The organism is Streptococcus sp. DTU_2020_1000888_1_SI_GRL_NUU_041A (assembly GCF_032387735.1).
GTDB lineage: Bacteria > Bacillota > Bacilli > Lactobacillales > Streptococcaceae > Streptococcus > Streptococcus sanguinis.
Map to the genome: position 1 here is coordinate 1,811,756 of NZ_CP135591.1, position 15,509 is coordinate 1,827,264.

General features: G+C 42.9%; 14 protein-coding genes and 1 pseudogene. 1 reads left to right on the forward strand and 14 read right to left on the reverse strand.

Annotated elements, in window-relative coordinates:
* The first annotated feature begins 2 nt into the window (after positions 1-2).
* Positions 3-692, forward strand: a complete 690-nt coding sequence (locus tag RSK81_RS08950; protein ID WP_032909682.1) for a DUF6796 family protein — start codon at positions 3-5, stop codon at positions 690-692.
* Positions 693-773: 81 nt separating this feature from the next.
* Here the strand turns inward: RSK81_RS08950 and RSK81_RS08955 are convergent.
* The 14 genes and pseudogenes from RSK81_RS08955 to RSK81_RS09020 form a co-directional block, all read right to left on the reverse strand.
* Positions 774-1,532, reverse strand: a pseudogene (locus RSK81_RS08955) (GNAT family N-acetyltransferase).
* 4 nt (positions 1,533-1,536) lie between these two features.
* Positions 1,537-2,235, reverse strand: a complete 699-nt coding sequence (locus RSK81_RS08960; protein ID WP_315686580.1) for a 3-oxoacyl-ACP reductase — start codon at positions 2,233-2,235, stop codon at positions 1,537-1,539.
* Complete coding sequence (locus RSK81_RS08965; RefSeq protein WP_002899859.1) at positions 2,228-2,464, reverse strand: DUF2829 domain-containing protein; 237 nt, start codon at positions 2,462-2,464, stop codon at positions 2,228-2,230. The genes RSK81_RS08960 and RSK81_RS08965 overlap by 8 nt, the downstream gene beginning before the upstream one ends.
* Before the next feature lie 130 nt (positions 2,465-2,594).
* The gene (locus RSK81_RS08970; protein ID WP_315686581.1) at positions 2,595-3,053 is read right to left on the reverse strand and encodes a GNAT family N-acetyltransferase; all 459 of its coding nucleotides are present in this window, start codon (positions 3,051-3,053) and stop codon (positions 2,595-2,597) included.
* Positions 3,054-3,068: 15 nt separating this feature from the next.
* The gene (locus RSK81_RS08975) at positions 3,069-3,494 is read right to left on the reverse strand and encodes a GNAT family N-acetyltransferase (protein WP_315686583.1); all 426 of its coding nucleotides are present in this window, start codon (positions 3,492-3,494) and stop codon (positions 3,069-3,071) included.
* A gap of 63 nt (positions 3,495-3,557) precedes the next feature.
* The gene (locus RSK81_RS08980) at positions 3,558-4,568 is read right to left on the reverse strand and encodes a S41 family peptidase (RefSeq protein WP_315686585.1); all 1,011 of its coding nucleotides are present in this window, start codon (positions 4,566-4,568) and stop codon (positions 3,558-3,560) included.
* Positions 4,569-4,639: 71 nt separating this feature from the next.
* Positions 4,640-4,909 carry a hypothetical protein gene (locus RSK81_RS08985; protein ID WP_315686586.1) on the reverse strand — a complete coding sequence of 90 codons (270 nt, stop codon included), beginning with the start codon at positions 4,907-4,909 and terminating at the stop codon, positions 4,640-4,642.
* Positions 4,896-5,102: a hypothetical protein gene (locus RSK81_RS08990; protein ID WP_125402530.1), complete on the reverse strand. Its 207-nt coding sequence runs from the start codon at positions 5,100-5,102 to the stop codon at positions 4,896-4,898. Before RSK81_RS08990 ends, RSK81_RS08985 begins: the two co-directional genes overlap by 14 nt.
* Positions 5,103-5,609, reverse strand: a complete 507-nt coding sequence (locus RSK81_RS08995) for a hypothetical protein (RefSeq protein WP_315686589.1) — start codon at positions 5,607-5,609, stop codon at positions 5,103-5,105. It lies immediately after the preceding gene.
* Between the two features lie 75 nt (positions 5,610-5,684).
* On the reverse strand, positions 5,685-7,079 hold the full coding sequence (locus RSK81_RS09000) for an amino acid permease (RefSeq protein WP_315686591.1): 1,395 nt from the start codon (positions 7,077-7,079) through the stop codon (positions 5,685-5,687).
* 157 nt (positions 7,080-7,236) lie between these two features.
* A complete protein-coding gene (locus tag RSK81_RS09005; protein ID WP_315686592.1) occupies positions 7,237-9,225 on the reverse strand; it encodes an ABC transporter permease in 1,989 nt (662 codons plus the stop codon).
* Positions 9,225-9,986 (reverse strand): ABC transporter ATP-binding protein, encoded by a 762-nt coding sequence (locus tag RSK81_RS09010; protein WP_002894797.1) that lies wholly within the window; start codon positions 9,984-9,986, stop codon positions 9,225-9,227. Before RSK81_RS09010 ends, RSK81_RS09005 begins: the two co-directional genes overlap by 1 nt.
* Positions 9,987-10,163: 177 nt before the next feature.
* Entirely contained in the window at positions 10,164-10,295 is a 132-nt protein-coding gene (locus RSK81_RS09015) for a hypothetical protein (protein WP_009659231.1), read from the reverse strand.
* A gap of 272 nt (positions 10,296-10,567) precedes the next feature.
* Positions 10,568-15,445: a SpaA isopeptide-forming pilin-related protein gene (locus RSK81_RS09020; protein ID WP_315686594.1), complete on the reverse strand. Its 4,878-nt coding sequence runs from the start codon at positions 15,443-15,445 to the stop codon at positions 10,568-10,570.
* Positions 15,446-15,509 lie beyond the last annotated feature (64 nt).

Here is a 15,509-nt window from a genome sequence, read left to right on the forward strand (position 1 = left end):
TTATGACTCAAAAAACGATCCGTCGCTGGGCTCCCTGGTCTATTTTAGGAAGCTGGCTGATTTATGTTGCAGATATATTGATTGCTATCTCTGACGGTTTTGGAAAGGGATTTTGGCAGCACATGCCTGATTTAGCAGCTTGGAAAGTTGATTTTGCAGGCTATGCCTTACTTCTTTTCCCGCTTTTAGGAATGGGCGTCTATATCCTCTCTATCGGGCTGAGACAAAAATGGCTAGGAATAGTAGGAGCTTGGATTCTCATGACTGTCTGTGTTTTCCTCCACACCAGCTATTTCTATTTTGCCGCCACTTCGCGGCTGTATGCCCATAATCCCTCTGCCGATATTGCAAAATTACTAGAAAGCTTTTCAATAGTGAAAAATAACTTTCTGCTTATTTATTTCGTACTTATGGCTGTACTTCTCCTATTTATTGTTATCCTCGTTTTGAGTAAGAAAACGGCTTACCCGCGCTGGTTTGCCCTAACAACTCCCTTAACAGGAATTCTCCTTAGTCGGCTACTCAGCGCAATTGCACCAGCCCTTCGCGAAATGCTTTCTCCTATTCTCATTCCCGCCTTTTGGTTTGCTTTAATGATAACAATAGCCATGATTTTTGCCCTAAAGGACAAAAACTTTACCAACAAGGAAGCAAGTAGCTGTCCTGAAAATTCAGTTCTCCATTTTCCTTAGCATACAAACAGAAATCATCATCTAGCTCTTCCGATTTTACAGCCTCAATGATGTCTTTTAAGAAATAGGTTTGGTTTTTCTTCATTGGTCAAAAGTCCCTTTCCATTCATAAGCTGGATAAGCTCCTAGGCACTGATAGCCCAAGTTTTCTGCGACTTTTTTGGAGGCTTCATTGTGCGCATCCCATAGAGGAAAGAGTAAGCGTTTTCGAGCTTCTAAAATCATCTGGGCACCTAAAATTTTGGCCAAGCCCTGTCTTTGGTAGGCTGGCTTGGTGGCAATTTCAATCTCAAGAGCTCCATGATAGACCAATCCTGTCGATACGCCAGCTATGATTTCCTCTCCTGAATAGAGTAAAAAGCCAAAGCCACCCGCCGCTTGAAAATGGTCAAAATCGGAAAAATCACCCTGCAAATCCTGAGACCAGGCTTCCTCAGCCAAACGCTCATAACTCTCCTTATCAATCAGACAAAGGTAGTAGTTTGCAGGTAGACTGCTCTGCCATTTCTCCAAAGCCTCTGTGTCAAAGTAAGCCCTGTCCGCAAAAGCATAACGAGTAAACTGCTGCAGATCAGTCTGACTATCGAGAAACTCTTGCTAGCTAGGCTCCTCGGAGATAATGACCTTGTCAGCTAAACTATATTTTTTGCTAAATTCCTGCCACAAATCCGGATCTACCTGACCAGCCGGAAAGATGAAATTTCCTAGTTGGTAAAGGCAGGATGTATCAGGCGCATTCATGAAGAACTGCCCTAGACCAGCATCCAAACCGTAAATTACCATATTTTTGGTCCAGGATTGGAAAAGGTTCTTAGCTTTTTCATTGTTCGCTTTCTTCATTCACTTACTTCAAACTCCAGCCGCCGTCGATTTTGATAATCTCGCCCTGCATAGCAGCTGCCTTGCCACTAGCTAGAAAGAGGCTGACGTCTGCTACTTCCCGAGGATCCAGCCAGCGCTTGATTGGCGTTTCCTCAGCAACCCAGTCTGCCAGTCCGCCTGGCTCAAAGTCGGTGGCAGTCATAGCTGTCTTGACAGCGCCTGGCGCCAAGCCAAATACTTGGATATTTTTATCCGCATAGTCTAAGGCTATCTGCTTGGTCATGCCAGCCAGAGCATGCTTAGAGGCCGTATAGGCAGCACCGCCGCCGCCAGCCAAAAAGCTAGCAATCGAACACATATTAATGATGATACCAGACTTTTTCTCCAGCATTTTCTGCAGGTAAAAGCGAGTGATTTTCATAGTTGCTGTCAGATTAAGAGCAAAAATCTGCTCCCAGTCCTCATCGCTAGTCTCGTGCAGGGGACGATAATCGTCTAAGATACCTGCTGTATTGCAGAGAATATCCACCTCAGGCAAGCTGGTGAAGAGCGGTGTCAAATCACCTGTCAAATCCATCTTGACAAAACGCAGCTCATTGAGAAAACCAGGATTTTCATCCTTGTCCACCCCGTAGACGCGGTAGCCATTTTCCAAAAAGGTCAGAGCCTGAGCTCGACCAATGCCAGAGCTAGCTCCCGTCACCAGTACCGTCTTAATCATCTACTTCCACCCAATCTGTCGCGAGCACATCACAAGGAGTCGGACTCCACATGGAGAAGCCCTCCCCTTCTCCTGAAACATTGATGAGGAAATAAGGTGTCACCTCGAGAGCCACCCCATTTTGCTCAATCGTGTCAAAGAGCTGGACGTAGTTCTCTGCCCCACCCCAACCAGTACGCACATATTTTTTCTTGGCCTTAAGGCCTGGTAAAATTTCTTCAAATGTCATGGTTTTCTCCTTTTGTTTATTGGTAATCATTTACAAATTCTCTGCTAGTTTTCAGCAGTCATAAGTATATTGGACGACTTTTGCTTGACTGTCAACAGGTTTATCTGCTACTTTGCAACAAAGTCTAAAATTAGACCTTCTTCACCATCTCCACAAAGAGATGAATATCGCCATTGCTTTCCTGCGGGATGCGCCTCACCACTTCAAAGCCCATGTTGAGATAAAGCTGCTGGGCTCGGTGATTGAAGTCTGCCACGGATAGCCTTAGGACTTGGGGTGCAAAATTTTCCATGATAAAGTCCAGAATTTCCTTCAAAAATACCGCGCCCTGACCTTTTCCGCAGTGCTCCGGCTTCATCCCCAAACCAAGCTCCAAAGTTCGCTCTCCTTTCTGCTCCAAGCAGAAAAATCCATAGAGTTTCCCGTCGTTCATAACTTGATGATAACGGTCTCCACGCGCTTCAGGGGAAACCATTTCTTCATAATCCTCCAGGTCATTTTTCATATCATAAAAATCATAAGGCACCTCGTAATGCCAGTCGTTAGCAATTTCCAAAGCATGCTGCTGGGTTAGTTGTTCAATCATCATTTACTCCTCCTTTCTCTAAAATCCCCAATAAAATCGTTTCTGGTCTGCTTTTTCGTTGCAGCTGAGGCTACGATAAAATTCATGGGCAGATGTGCGGGAAATGCCGGAATTAATTCGAATCCCTGTGTAGCCTGCCGCTTTTGCCTCTTCACGCAAGGCTTGCATCAGCGCTCTGCCATGTCCCTGCCCTTGAAAATCCGAAGCGACGGCCAAAGCCAAGAGATTGAGCAAGGACGGGAAATAGAGACAGTCATAGCTAGCTGCATGAGCATAACCTATGATCTGACCGCCTTCTTCAGCTACCAAAATCAAATGCTGGTCACTCTCTAGTAGCCTCTTCAGTTGAGACTCCGTCGCTTCCCTATCGAAGTCATAGCCCAGGCACTCAGTATTAAGCCGCTGAATGGCTGCAGCATCTCTTAGTTTTACTTTACGAATCATCTGTCACCTCGTTCTTCTCTTTATTATAGCAGAAAAGCAGTCTCTTTGACTGCTTTCAATGAACTATTCTCCCATCTGTCCCTTCAACCAAGACTCCGCCTCTTCTAAAGGCTGATCTGTTGGGACATCGGGCTGGATTGCCTCATTCTCATAAAGCTTGCCCGTGCGATCTAGGATACTCGAGGTAGTCAAGAGCAAAACCGCTCCATCATACAGTTGATAATAATTATTTCCCGTAGTATAGCTTGCCGTTGGCTGACCAAATATTTTAACGTTTTTCAGTCCCTTAAATGCTAAAACTGTCATCTCTCCTGAGCTACCTGTACGTTCATTGGTAAGGACAGCTATTGGCACTTTCTTTGCTTTCTCATCAGTCTGCTCCAGACCAAGCTGCTGAAGAACATCTGATCGAGAAACCGCGCTCTTGCTTCCATTTTTATAAACGAATTGGAAGAGGTCTTCATCAGGCAAAAGAGAGGACAGTCCAGCAATCATCGGATACATATTCCCGCCAGTATTGTCTCTCAAATCCACTACAACCGCCTGATAGTCATCCCTTTTAAGAGCTGCTGAAAGTTTGTTGGTATAAGCCTTCGCTGCCTGTGCATCACCAGTAAAAGCAGGAACTTTTAAATAGAGAATCGCCTCCCGATTCTGCACTTCAGGCTGATTTTTGCTTTCCGGACTATTTTCGGGATTATCCTGTGGACTTAAAAAATAAGAATGCTTTCCGCCAGCCTCTTTGGTTAATTTTTCCAAGATAGGATAGGTGTCTTGATAAGTCTTGGCTGATTCAAGCTTCTTTAAGGCTTTCTTCTTCTCATTTTCCCAATCTTTGTCCGTATAAAGACCAAAATCAAGCTTTTTCACAACCGAGCGAGCGTAGTCCTGCGGACTAGGTGGAAAAAGAAAAATTCCATAGTCTGGACCAAAGTAGGCCAGAAAACCTATTAAAAGAGCAAGCAAAATCAGCACCGTTCCCAAGCAACCTAAAAGGACTTTTTTCATAATCGCGCAACCTTTCTTGTTAGGATTCCTGAGCTGATTATAGCAAAATAGAGACACGTTTTCCATGTCTCTACCTTACATTTATCATCGTCAATCTTACATTTTTGTAAGATGATTTCATTTACATCTACAAAAGCTTATTTCCATCTCTCACTCTTGGAAAATGCAATCTTCAAACCAGCCCCTGCCAGAACTGCCAGAATAAGAAGACAGATATTTTTCAGTGGATAGAGCCAGTCTTTATTTTCCTCATGCCAAGTTGTCTTCCAAAGCCGAACATACTCAGCATGCATATCTTCGGGCTGGTTCAGCTGAATATTGATCACAATCGCTAGTAAAATCAGGGCAAACAAAGCAAGGGCAAAGAGCCAGATTTTCTTCTTTTGGCTTAGGTTAAGGTTCTTCATTCTTTTCTCCTTCTATTAGTTCAAATTCTATCTCTTTGTCTCCACTAACTTCTATACCTCTGAAAAACAAGACTATTCCAATAAAAATAGGTATTAATAAAAAGAATCTTGGCTGAGTAAAAAACATAACAAATAATACTACACTCGATAAAGTACCTATTACCAATAATTGACGAATACTAAATCGCTTCATTTACCACACCTCTATTCCGTTGGGCAATTTTTTAATAGGCTCTTTTGTTCTTACTTTTCCAATCAAGCTAAGTTTGCAACCTTTTTTATTTAGAAAAAATTCAAGCCGTTTCTTTCTATAATACTTTACAAGAAACATAGCAAGAACCATCAATCCTATTGCCACACCAATATTTACAAGACCAGTTCCGATATTCATTGGTCGATTTATTGGCCCAAAGAAAAAATTTAGCGGAATTATTTTTCTCAGCATTCTAGCCAAGATAAGACCTATGGAAGTTCCTGCAATAGCAGGTAGATTATTTGATTTGTTTAAAAATGCAGTATGCGGTTCGAAAGAATAGTCTGTTTGATAAACCTTTCTAAAACAGCCACAAGACATTGTTCCATTTCTCTCCACGAGATATTCCTGTCCATTATCAGAAATTATTAAGAACCATCCGAGAAAAGTTTTCTTACCATTCAAAGAGATATTATAGCATCGGCCTTTTATATAATTTTTCTTCATAAAACTCTTTCTGCTTTGTTTATAGTTATCAAGTTTCTACATTATATCTTATCAACTAATCTCTTCACCCTACTTCTATTTTACAGCGATTTCAGAGTTTCGATAGCCATAGCAGGCATAGATGAGACTTCCCAGCGCTAGGGCAATGCCAAAGGCCTGCCAGGTTTCCTTGGTGTACTGAGTCATAAAGGATAGACAGATGACAATGGATAAGATTGGCGTCAGAGGCACCAGAGGTGTCTTGAATTCTCCAGCTTTGGGCATTCCTTTGTCTTTCCGCAATTTCAAGACTGCCACAGCCAATAAAATAAGATAGGTCAAGGTACAGATATTGAGGAAAGAGGCGATGCTAGCCAAGGGGAAGATACCGGCACAGACAGCTGAGGCAATCCCTACTAAAATCGTTGCATTCTTTGGCACCCGACTGGTCTCTGTCAATTTTTTGAAAGAGCGAGGCAAGAGACCATCACGCGCAATACTGTAAATCATCCGCGACAGGGCGTAGGTCATGGAGATGCAGACCGTAATCAGAGTCAAAATAGCGACGACAGAGATATAGTTAGCTGCCCAGCCAAGTCCGACGCTGCGCAAGGCAAAGGCCACCGCATCAGAGACATCCAGCTTGCTATAGTGGACAATCCCAGTCAAGACCAAGGTCACCAAAATATAGAGAATGGTCACGATGCTCAAGGACAAAACAATCCCGCGCGGAACGTTCTTTTGGGGCTCCTTGATTTCATCGACCGCCATGGAAATGGACTCAAAGCCTAGAAAAGCAAAGAACATGAGTGAAGCCCCAGCCATGATGCCGACCTTACCGCCATAAATTTCTCCAAAACCAAAAGGTGCAAAGTTAGACCAATTTTCTGGCTTGATAAAGAAAAATCCTGCAATGATAAAGAGTGCCAAGGCTGAGAATTTCAAGACCACCAAGGCTGAGTTGAAGCGCAGGGCTGCCTTGGAGTTCAAAAGGACAACTCCCGTAACAAAGGCCAAGACCAGAATAGGCAGCAAGTCCACATAAGTACCTGCTTTTGGATTGAAGGTGCCATTCAGGGCTGCCGGTAGCTGGATACCAAAGCCACTAAGCAATCCCTTCAGATAAGATCCCCAGCCAGAGGCAACACCTGAGATAGCGGTCATGAACTCCATGATGGTCAGCCAGCCAGCCAGCCAAGCAGGAAATTCTCCTAGAACCGCATAAATATAACTGTAGGCTCCACCATTGGCCGGAATCCGTGAGGCAAACTCAGCGTAAAAAAGGGCCGAAATACTCACACAAAGCGCTGAAATGACAATCGAGATGGTCAGAGCAGGCCCAGCATATTTGGCTGCTCCAGTCCCTGTGATGGTGAAAATCCCAGTTCCTACCATGGCTCCAATACCAAGCAAAATCAGATCTGGAATTTTCAAGTGACGGCGCATGCCCGTTCTGTCCTTACTGGCATCTTTTTTTCTAAAAATATTCATCTATTTTTACTCTCCTAATTGCATTAACGCTCTATTTTATCATATTTCCACGCTTTTAGGAATCTTCTCAGAAATTTTCCGAGAAAAGAAAGGCTGAGAAAAATCTCAGCCTAAGTCTTTAAAATAGATGAACGGTATATAGAGACTGTCTCTGCTATCACATTGCCACAATTTTGCGATAGCTGCGAGATGTGATGAGAAAAACACCGACATATACTGCAATAAATAGAGCGCAGACACCGAGAGTCACCACTAACATAAGACTTGCGTTGAGCACGCCCAACATCTGTAAAATGAGACTGAGCATGTGATAGGCAAAAGCCAAATGAAGGAAGGCAAAGATTAGGGGCAGGAAGAAGACAGTCTGTACCTGTTTACGAATGGTCTTTCTAGTCTGTTGCTCGTCTAAACCGACTTTCTGCAGGATGATGAAGCGATCACGATCTTCGTAACCTTCGGAAATTTGCTTGTAGTAGATGATAAGAACAGTTCCAAGCATAAAAACGATTGATAGGAAAATTCCAATAAAGAACATACCACCTAGCATTCCTTTTATTTCTTGCTTATCGAAGGCTGTCACCGAACCATAAATACCTTGATTTTCAGGTAAGGTGGTATTAAAACTGCTTAGCTTTTCTTGGTATGCTTCTTTGAGTTTTCTCTGTTCTTCTTTTGGAAGCTTGAGATTTAATCCTCCATAATAGTTAACATTGACAGCGTAATCGTTCATCAATGAAGAAAAGATTTGACTCGGATTTTTAGCTACCATATAGATTTTTTCAGGCACTATCATATTCATCGGATCGGGTATATTACCGAAAACGAAATCTTCTTTTAATTTTCTCTTGATTTTTAAATTTTTATCAGCTAGCTGTAAATCTTTTTTGCTGTCTAGTTCCAGTCCTTGCTCAAATATGGCTACTTCATCATCTTTAAGCTGAAGATTTTGACCCGTCATTCCTTGATAATCACTCTCAGAAATGGCCAAAATATAAAGATTTGGAGTGAATGATTTCTGTCCCTTAGAATAAATATCTAGCTGATTACCAGTTCGACCGCTAACTCCTATCGTATAATACTGGTAAATAACTTTTTTACTAATCTGTAGCTGCTGCTCTTGAACAAACTCTGTCAAAGCTTGGTCCAGCACCTCACCTGTTATTTCTTTTCCTTGGATACTGAAATCATGCGGGAACATGGCATTCTGCATATAATCACCGCCAGCATAAATGTTAGCTCCACCAGATAAGGTAACCAAAACCATTGTCGACAAAATAGAAATCGTCGCTAAACCGATTGCATTTTTCTTCATTCGAAAAATTAGATTAGATACCGAAATCATGTTATCAGGCTGATAATAAAATGTCTTCTTCTTTTTCAAAAATTGTAAGAAAACAGTCGTTCCTGCATTGAAAAGTAGATAAGTCCCTAGAATAACAAAAAGTACAGCTACGAAGAAAATGATAATGGCTGCCATCGGATTAGATACACCTAAAGCAAGATAATAGCCAAAAGCGAGAGAAGACATACCAATAATAGTTTGCAAGAGTAAAAAGCGACTCTTTTTCTCCCCGCTATTTTTTTCTTTGACTAATTGCAGAGCATCAAACTTTCTTAAGTAAAAGCCGTTTTTAATTAGCAAACAGAAAAATACAAAAGCATAGAAAATGATAATCAATACCAATACAAAAGGTTGAAATGTCGAAACCAGAACCACCTTGGTCCCCATGAGCTTGAGCAAAAAAGCATAAATCAGCTGGTCAAAGAGAACACCAATAGTCAGCCCCAAGCTTACAGCCACTAGCCCGAAAATCAGAAGCTCAATAAAGGTCATAACAAAGAGATGGCGTTTATTGAGACCTAGCATACCATAAAGCCCCAGCTCCTTGGAGCGATTCTTCATAACAAATTGATTGGCATAAAAGACAATAATTCCAGCTGTGATGTTCACAATAACAACCCCTAGGACCAAAACAAGGACAACAGAGCTGGCACCTGTCATTTTAGATAGATTGGGGTTAAAAGCCAAGGAGTTGAAAATATAAGAAATGGCTACAGCCACACAGGTAGCCAGTGCAAACGGATAATAGAGACGGCGGTTCTTAATCAGATTGGATACCGCCAATTTTGCTGCTAATCGAAACACTAGTCCTTCACCTCACTTGCCATAACTGTCAGAGTATCAGAAATCTCTTGGAACATCTGCCGCTCGGTTTTGTCACCACGGAAGATTTGATTATAGAGAATCCCATCCTTGATAAAGAGCACCCGCTTGGCGCGGCTAGCCGCTGCCGTTGAATGGGTCACCATGAGAATGGTCTGACCGCGGGCATTGATGTCGTCAAAGACATCCAGCAACGCAGCCGAAGACTTGGAATCCAAGGCTCCCGTCGGCTCATCCGCCAGCAGAATCTCAGGGTCTGTGATGATGGCCCGAGCTACTGCAACCCGCTGCTTCTGACCACCGGAAATCTCATAAGGAAACTTCTCTTGCAGCTTGTTAATCCCCAGCTCATTGCAGGTTGTGACCAGCTTTTGCATCATCTCGGTAATGGGACGGCGAGAGAGGACCAGAGGCAGGAGAATATTATCCTTGACCGACAGGGTATCCAGCAGATTGAAATCCTGAAAGACAAAACCTAATTTCTCCCTACGGAAGCTGGAAGCCTGACTGTTTTTGATGGTTGCTGTGTCAGTTCCGTTGAGAAAGACACGGCCCTCAGTCGGCTTGTCCAGCATGGCTAGGATGTTGAGCAGGGTGGATTTCCCGGAGCCTGACTCCCCCATGATGGCGACATATTCGCCTTTTTCTACCGTAAAGTGAATGTCTTTCAGTGCCTCTACTTGGCTGCCCTGAAAGCGGGTTTTATAAATCTTTTTCACGTGCTGTACGTCTAATAATGTCATACTGAACCTCTTCTTTATTTAAATTGATACTACTATCATACCGGAAAGACAGACAAGTTTCCATAACCTAATCTTTCATTTTGCCTGCCAATCTTACATTTTTGTCATCTTGTGCTCCAAGTCGGATAAAGAGAAAAGTCAACTGACCTTTCTCTTATCCTTAAATACTGGAATCTCTCAGTGACTGTACTGCAGCCAGAAATAATATTGACTGGAAGCGCAGCCTAGGCGAGTCTTCTCAATTTCTTCCTTGGAAATCTTTTGAGCTTTAGGTTTACTTTGGCGATGGTTAAAAAGATTGATTTTCATAGCGGGCCTCCTTCTTGAAGTCTGATTATTAGTTTGGAAGATTCTTATCTTCTTTTTCTTTACACTTATAGGATACCGAATTCCCTGACTAGCTGCCATAAGATAACCTTTCATTTTAGCCTTTAAACTTACATTTTTGTCACTTAGAAAAAATAGTTTTTGATTACCCTTAAACTACGTCAATATCCTTAAATTCAACGATGTATATTGGCTTCTTTCGTCAAGCGCATAAAAAAACAAGCGTCAATGTTCATTGACACTTGTTTTCTGTTTTATTTTTTGAAACGGATCCCGAAATAAACCCCACAACCAACTATGATAATCAAGCCTATAGCAAGTAGCGTAAAGCTGATTTCTGTACCTGTGAAAGGCAGAACTTTCTTCGAGTTCCCCTTATCTTTAGGTTTATCTTGGTCTTTATTTGTTGGTTTATCTTGATTTGATTTTTTCGGATCTGGATTATCTGTTTCTTTAGACGGATCTTTTTCTGGACCAGTCGGTTTTGTTTGGTCAGTTACGACTAACTTCCCATCCTTGTATTCTACTGTATTTCCATTGGCATTTACGACTGTTACTGTGCCATCGAGATTCACTTGGAACACGATGTCGGTTACAGCTAGGTAACCGGTTGGGGCTGCAGCTTCATGGAAGGTATATACTCCAGGAGCTAATCCAAGCTCATGCGATGTATTTGCTTCTGAAGTCCATTTCGCTACAGGATTGCCAGTTGCCTCTTTGCCTTGGAAAATTTGAATCTCTGCACCAGCAATCTCAGTACCGCCAAGGTTGACCTTACTGAAGGTCACCTTACGTGGAAGATCATCGTCTTTATCCGTTACTGTAACAGTTGAGCCGTTTGTTACGACCTTGTTCTCTTCACCCTTGAAGTCTTTCTCACCAACGTTTGTCACTTCCACTGTACCGTCTGTTTTGACTTGGAATGTGATGTCGGTCACTTTAAGGTAACCCGTTGGGGAGGCTTCCTCATGGAAGGTATAAGTGCCAGGTGCCAAGTTGATGTCCTTAGACTGATTAGACTCGGAAGTCCAGCTTTCGACTGCTTGGCCTTCGGCTTTGTTGCCCTTGTAGATTTTGATCTGAGCACCAGCGATTTCTGTACCACCGAGGTTTACTTTACTGAAAGTAATCTTACGTGGAAGATCATCGTCTTTATCCGTTACAGTCACTTTAGAACCAGCGGTTGCGACTTTGTTCTCTTCGCCCTTGGAGTCTTTTTCTCCTACGCTAGTCACTTTCACTGTACCGTCATGTTGGACTTGGAAAGTAATGTCAGTAACTTTAAGGTAACCCGTTGGGGCGGCTTCCTCATGGAAAGTGTAAGTACCTGGAGTCAAGTTGATGTCCTTAGACTGATTAGCCTCGGATGTCCAGCTTTCAACGGCTTGGCCTTCAGCTTTCTCGCCCTTGTAGATCTTGATTTGAGCACCGGCAATCTCAGTACCGCCAAGGCTGACCTTACTAAAGGTAATCTTACGCGGTAGATCATCGTCCTTATCGGTAATAGTCAGTGTTGCTCCATGGGTCGCAACGGTGTTAGATTCGCCCTTAGCGTCCTTCTCACCAACATTGGTCACTTCTACTGTTCCGTCAGTTTTCACTTTGAAAGTGATGTCGGTTACTTTGAGGTAACCAGTTGGTGCTGCTTCCTCATGGAAGGTGTAAGTAGCTGGTGCCAAGTTTAGTTCTTTAGACTTACCAGCTTCAGATGTCCAGCTTTCAACGGCTGTACCTTCAGCCTTGTTGCCCTTGTAAATCTTGATCTCTGCACCAGCGATTTCTGTACCTCCAAGGTTGACCTTACTGAAAGTCACCTTACGTGGGAGATCATCATCCTTATCGGTCACTGTAACAGTTGAACCGTTTGTTACGACCTTGTTCTCTTCGCCCTTAGCGTCTTTCTCGCCAACGTTTGTCACTTCTACTGTTCCGTCAGTTTTTACTTGGAAAGTAATGTCTGTTACTTTGAGGTAGCCGGTTGGGGCTGCTTCCTCATGGAAAGTATAAGTACCTGGAGTCAAGTTTAATTCTTTAGACTTACCAGCTTCAGATGTCCAGCTTTCGACTGCTTGGCCTTCGGCTTTCTCGCCCTTGTAGATCTTGATTTCAGCACCTGCAATCTCAGTACCGCCGAGGTTGACCTTACTGAAGGTCACCTTACGTGGGAGATCATCGTCCTTGTCAGTCACCGTAACAGTTGAACCATTTGTCGCTACGGTGTTAGATTCACCCTTAGCGTCCTTCTCACCGACATTGGTCACTTCTACTGTTCCGTCAGTTTTGACTTTAAAAGTGATGTCGGTCACTTTGAGGTAACCGGTTGGAGCCGCTTCCTCATGGAAAGTATAAGTACCAGGTGCTAAGTTGATGTTCTTAGACTTACCAGCTTCGGATGTCCAGCTTTCAACTGCATCTCCTTCAGCTTTCTCGCCCTTGTAAATCTTAATCTCTGCACCGGCAATCTCAGTACCGCCGAGGTTGACCTTGCTGAAGGTTACCTTACGTGGAAGATCATCGTCCTTATCGGTAATAGTCACTGTTGAACCATTGGTCACAACGGTGTTAGATTCACCCTTAGCGTCTTTCTCGCCAACATTGGTCACTTCCACTGTACCGTCATGTTTGACTTGGAATGTGATGTCGGTCACTTTGAGGTAACCCGTTGGAGCCGCTTCCTCATGAAAAGTATAAGTACCAGGTGCCAAATTGATTTCCTTAGACTGATTAGCTTCAGAAGTCCAGCTTTCTACTGCTGTACCTTCAGCTTTCTCGCCCTTGTAGATCTTAATCTCAGCACCAGCAATTTCTGTACCGCCGAGGTTGACCTTACTGAAAGTAATGGCTTTAAGACTATTGTCCTCTTTATCGGTTACAGTAAGAACCAAGCCATTTGCTTCAACAGAATCTGTTGCTCCTTTAGCATCAACTGTAATGGTGCCATCAGAATGAACTGTGAATTTAATATCTTCTACAGCTACAAATCCAGCAGGAGCAAGGCTCTCTTTCAGAGAATAAGTTCCTGGAGCTAATTTTACTACCTTAGATGCGTTAGCTTCGGATGTCCACTCTGCAAGAGGTTTAGCTTCAGGACGAATCCGACTGCCTTTGTAGAGTTTCAATTTCGCCCCTGGGATTTCCTTCCCGTTTGGATCTACTTTCTTGATCGTCACATCACGTTCTGAGTCGTCATCCTTGTCTGTTACCTTCAAGGTTGCTCTGTCAGTCACAACCTTATTGTTTTCACCTTTGGAGTCTTTCTCTCCGACATTGGTCACTTCCACTGTACCATCATGGTTGACTTGGAAAGTGATGTCAGTTACTTTCAGGTAACCAGTTGGAGCTGCTTCCTCATGGAAGGTGTATGTACCAGGCTCCAAATTGATTTCTTTAGACTGATTAGCTTCGGAAGTCCAACTTTCAACAGCTTGACCCTGCGCTTTGTTGCCCTTGAAAATCTTAATTTGAGCGCCAGCAATCTCAGTACCGCCCAGGTTGACCTTACTGAAGGTAATGGCTTTAGGACTATTGTCCTCCTTGTCGGTAATCGTCAGAATTGATCCCGCTGCCTGAACGGTATCTTCTGCTCCTTTTTTCACAAGAGCAACAGTACCATTGGCACCTACTGTAAATGTAATATCTTCTACATATTGATAACCAGCAGGAGCGTTAGCTTCAGTCAGTGTATAGGTTCCTGGAGACAATTTTATTACTTTAGAAGTGTCAGCCTCAGAAGTCCAGTCTGCAACGGGAGCTTCTTCCTGATCAACATGATCACCTTTATAGATTTTCAGTTGCGCACCAGGAATTTCTTTCCCGTTTGGATCTACTTTTTTGAAAGTTACATCCTGCTCGGTTACCGTCTTCTTATTGACGATCTCACGCGATACAGATTTGTCTGTTCCAAAATCCTGGGAACCAATCTTAATTTCCTCAGTTAATTTATCATATCCTGTAGGAGGAGTCACTTCACGAATGGTATAATCATCGCGCAACAAGTCACCCAAGTTGGCATTCCCGTTAGAATCTGTGGTTAATTTTCCGACAACTGCACCGCTCCGCTCACGAACAACTTCAAATTCTGCACCTTGCAGATTCTCACCATTTTCATTAACCTTATGGAGCTTAATGGTGAAAACATAGCCTTCTCCAACACCGCCTGCAATCTGATAAGAACGATTTTCAGATGATGTCGTTGTTTGACCACCATTATAGGTCATGGTAGCACTGTTGGAAACGCGCTCACCATCAACTAGATCGTAATCTGCTTTTGTCTTATAGTCCAGCAAATACCCGAAACCATCCATGTCGCCAAGGTCAATCGTGAATCCATCACCAGCAGCATTTTCCGTGATTTTTGATTGGAAATTAGCTGTCACGTCTTCTGTTGAATCCCGCACCCAATCTCCATTATTCCAGCGCCAAGCAATTTTATAGACCCGAATTGAGTCCCTCATGATTTTAAAATTAGGCGAGGTAATCTTGTCAGTTATCGTTACTCCGGTATAATTCTCCATATTGCGGTTAATCGCAATATTGTAATGAACTTCATTCTTACCGTCTTCTGCTGCCTGATAAGAGCTCTTCTCAATTTTTGAGTCATATCTTTTGGGCGGTCCATTATAATGGACGATTCCCGGATACAACATCCGACCTCCTACGGTAAATCCACCATTCAAGTCACCTTCTTGTCTCACTACATCATGGTCAACTCGTGCATAGAAGAAGAATTCTCCTTGAACACCAGACTTTTGCTCAACATAATTTGTATAGGTCAAAGTAATGGTCTTGTTGGTTGAATCCAAAAATCCATTTGCCACTACGTTATCCGAGCTGTCTTTAAGCTCAATAGCTGAAGAGTTCCCAAATGCATACTCAGAAGGCAAGGTGATTTTTGTCGTATCTCCTTGATGTACTTGGTTATCCGGCAAGACAAACTTTGCGTAAACTCGAAAAGTTTCCCAAATATCAATTCCCTGCGTCAAATCACCACCTGAAGAATTCTTCAGGCTCATCTCAGTGATAACATCACCAAACTCAGCTGCTTGCACCTGAGTAAGAGGAGCTACTGATGGCAAAATGACTCCTAAACAAAGAATAATAAGGTGGAGCAATGCTCTAATCCTTTTGTTCATGCAATTTTCCTTTCTCACAATATTCAGTTTTAAATGTACAATGTAATTGTATACTAACTGAGCT

What these genes read in the sequence shown, in the direction of transcription:
- RSK81_RS08980 (WP_315686585.1), bottom strand. Translation starts at nt 4,568, where the DNA reads ATGGAAAACGTGTCTCTATTTTGCTATAATCAGCTCAGGAATCCTAAC.
- RSK81_RS08965 (WP_002899859.1), bottom strand. Translation starts at nt 2,464, where the DNA reads ATGACATTTGAAGAAATTTTACCAGGCCTTAAGGCCAAGAAAAAATAT.
- RSK81_RS08970 (WP_315686581.1), bottom strand. Translation starts at nt 3,053, where the DNA reads ATGATGATTGAACAACTAACCCAGCAGCATGCTTTGGAAATTGCTAAC.
- RSK81_RS09010 (WP_002894797.1), bottom strand. Translation starts at nt 9,986, where the DNA reads ATGACATTATTAGACGTACAGCACGTGAAAAAGATTTATAAAACCCGC.
- RSK81_RS08975 (WP_315686583.1), bottom strand. Translation starts at nt 3,494, where the DNA reads ATGATTCGTAAAGTAAAACTAAGAGATGCTGCAGCCATTCAGCGGCTT.
- RSK81_RS08990 (WP_125402530.1), bottom strand. Translation starts at nt 5,102, where the DNA reads ATGAAGCGATTTAGTATTCGTCAATTATTGGTAATAGGTACTTTATCG.
- RSK81_RS08995 (WP_315686589.1), bottom strand. Translation starts at nt 5,609, where the DNA reads ATGAAGAAAAATTATATAAAAGGCCGATGCTATAATATCTCTTTGAAT.
- RSK81_RS08985 (WP_315686586.1), bottom strand. Translation starts at nt 4,909, where the DNA reads ATGAAGAACCTTAACCTAAGCCAAAAGAAGAAAATCTGGCTCTTTGCC.
- RSK81_RS09020 (WP_315686594.1), bottom strand. Translation starts at nt 15,445, where the DNA reads ATGAACAAAAGGATTAGAGCATTGCTCCACCTTATTATTCTTTGTTTA.
- RSK81_RS09015 (WP_009659231.1), bottom strand. Translation starts at nt 10,295, where the DNA reads ATGAAAATCAATCTTTTTAACCATCGCCAAAGTAAACCTAAAGCTCAA.
- RSK81_RS08960 (WP_315686580.1), bottom strand. Translation starts at nt 2,235, where the DNA reads ATGATTAAGACGGTACTGGTGACGGGAGCTAGCTCTGGCATTGGTCGA.
- RSK81_RS09000 (WP_315686591.1), bottom strand. Translation starts at nt 7,079, where the DNA reads ATGAATATTTTTAGAAAAAAAGATGCCAGTAAGGACAGAACGGGCATG.
- RSK81_RS08950 (WP_032909682.1), top strand. Translation starts at nt 3, where the DNA reads ATGACTCAAAAAACGATCCGTCGCTGGGCTCCCTGGTCTATTTTAGGA.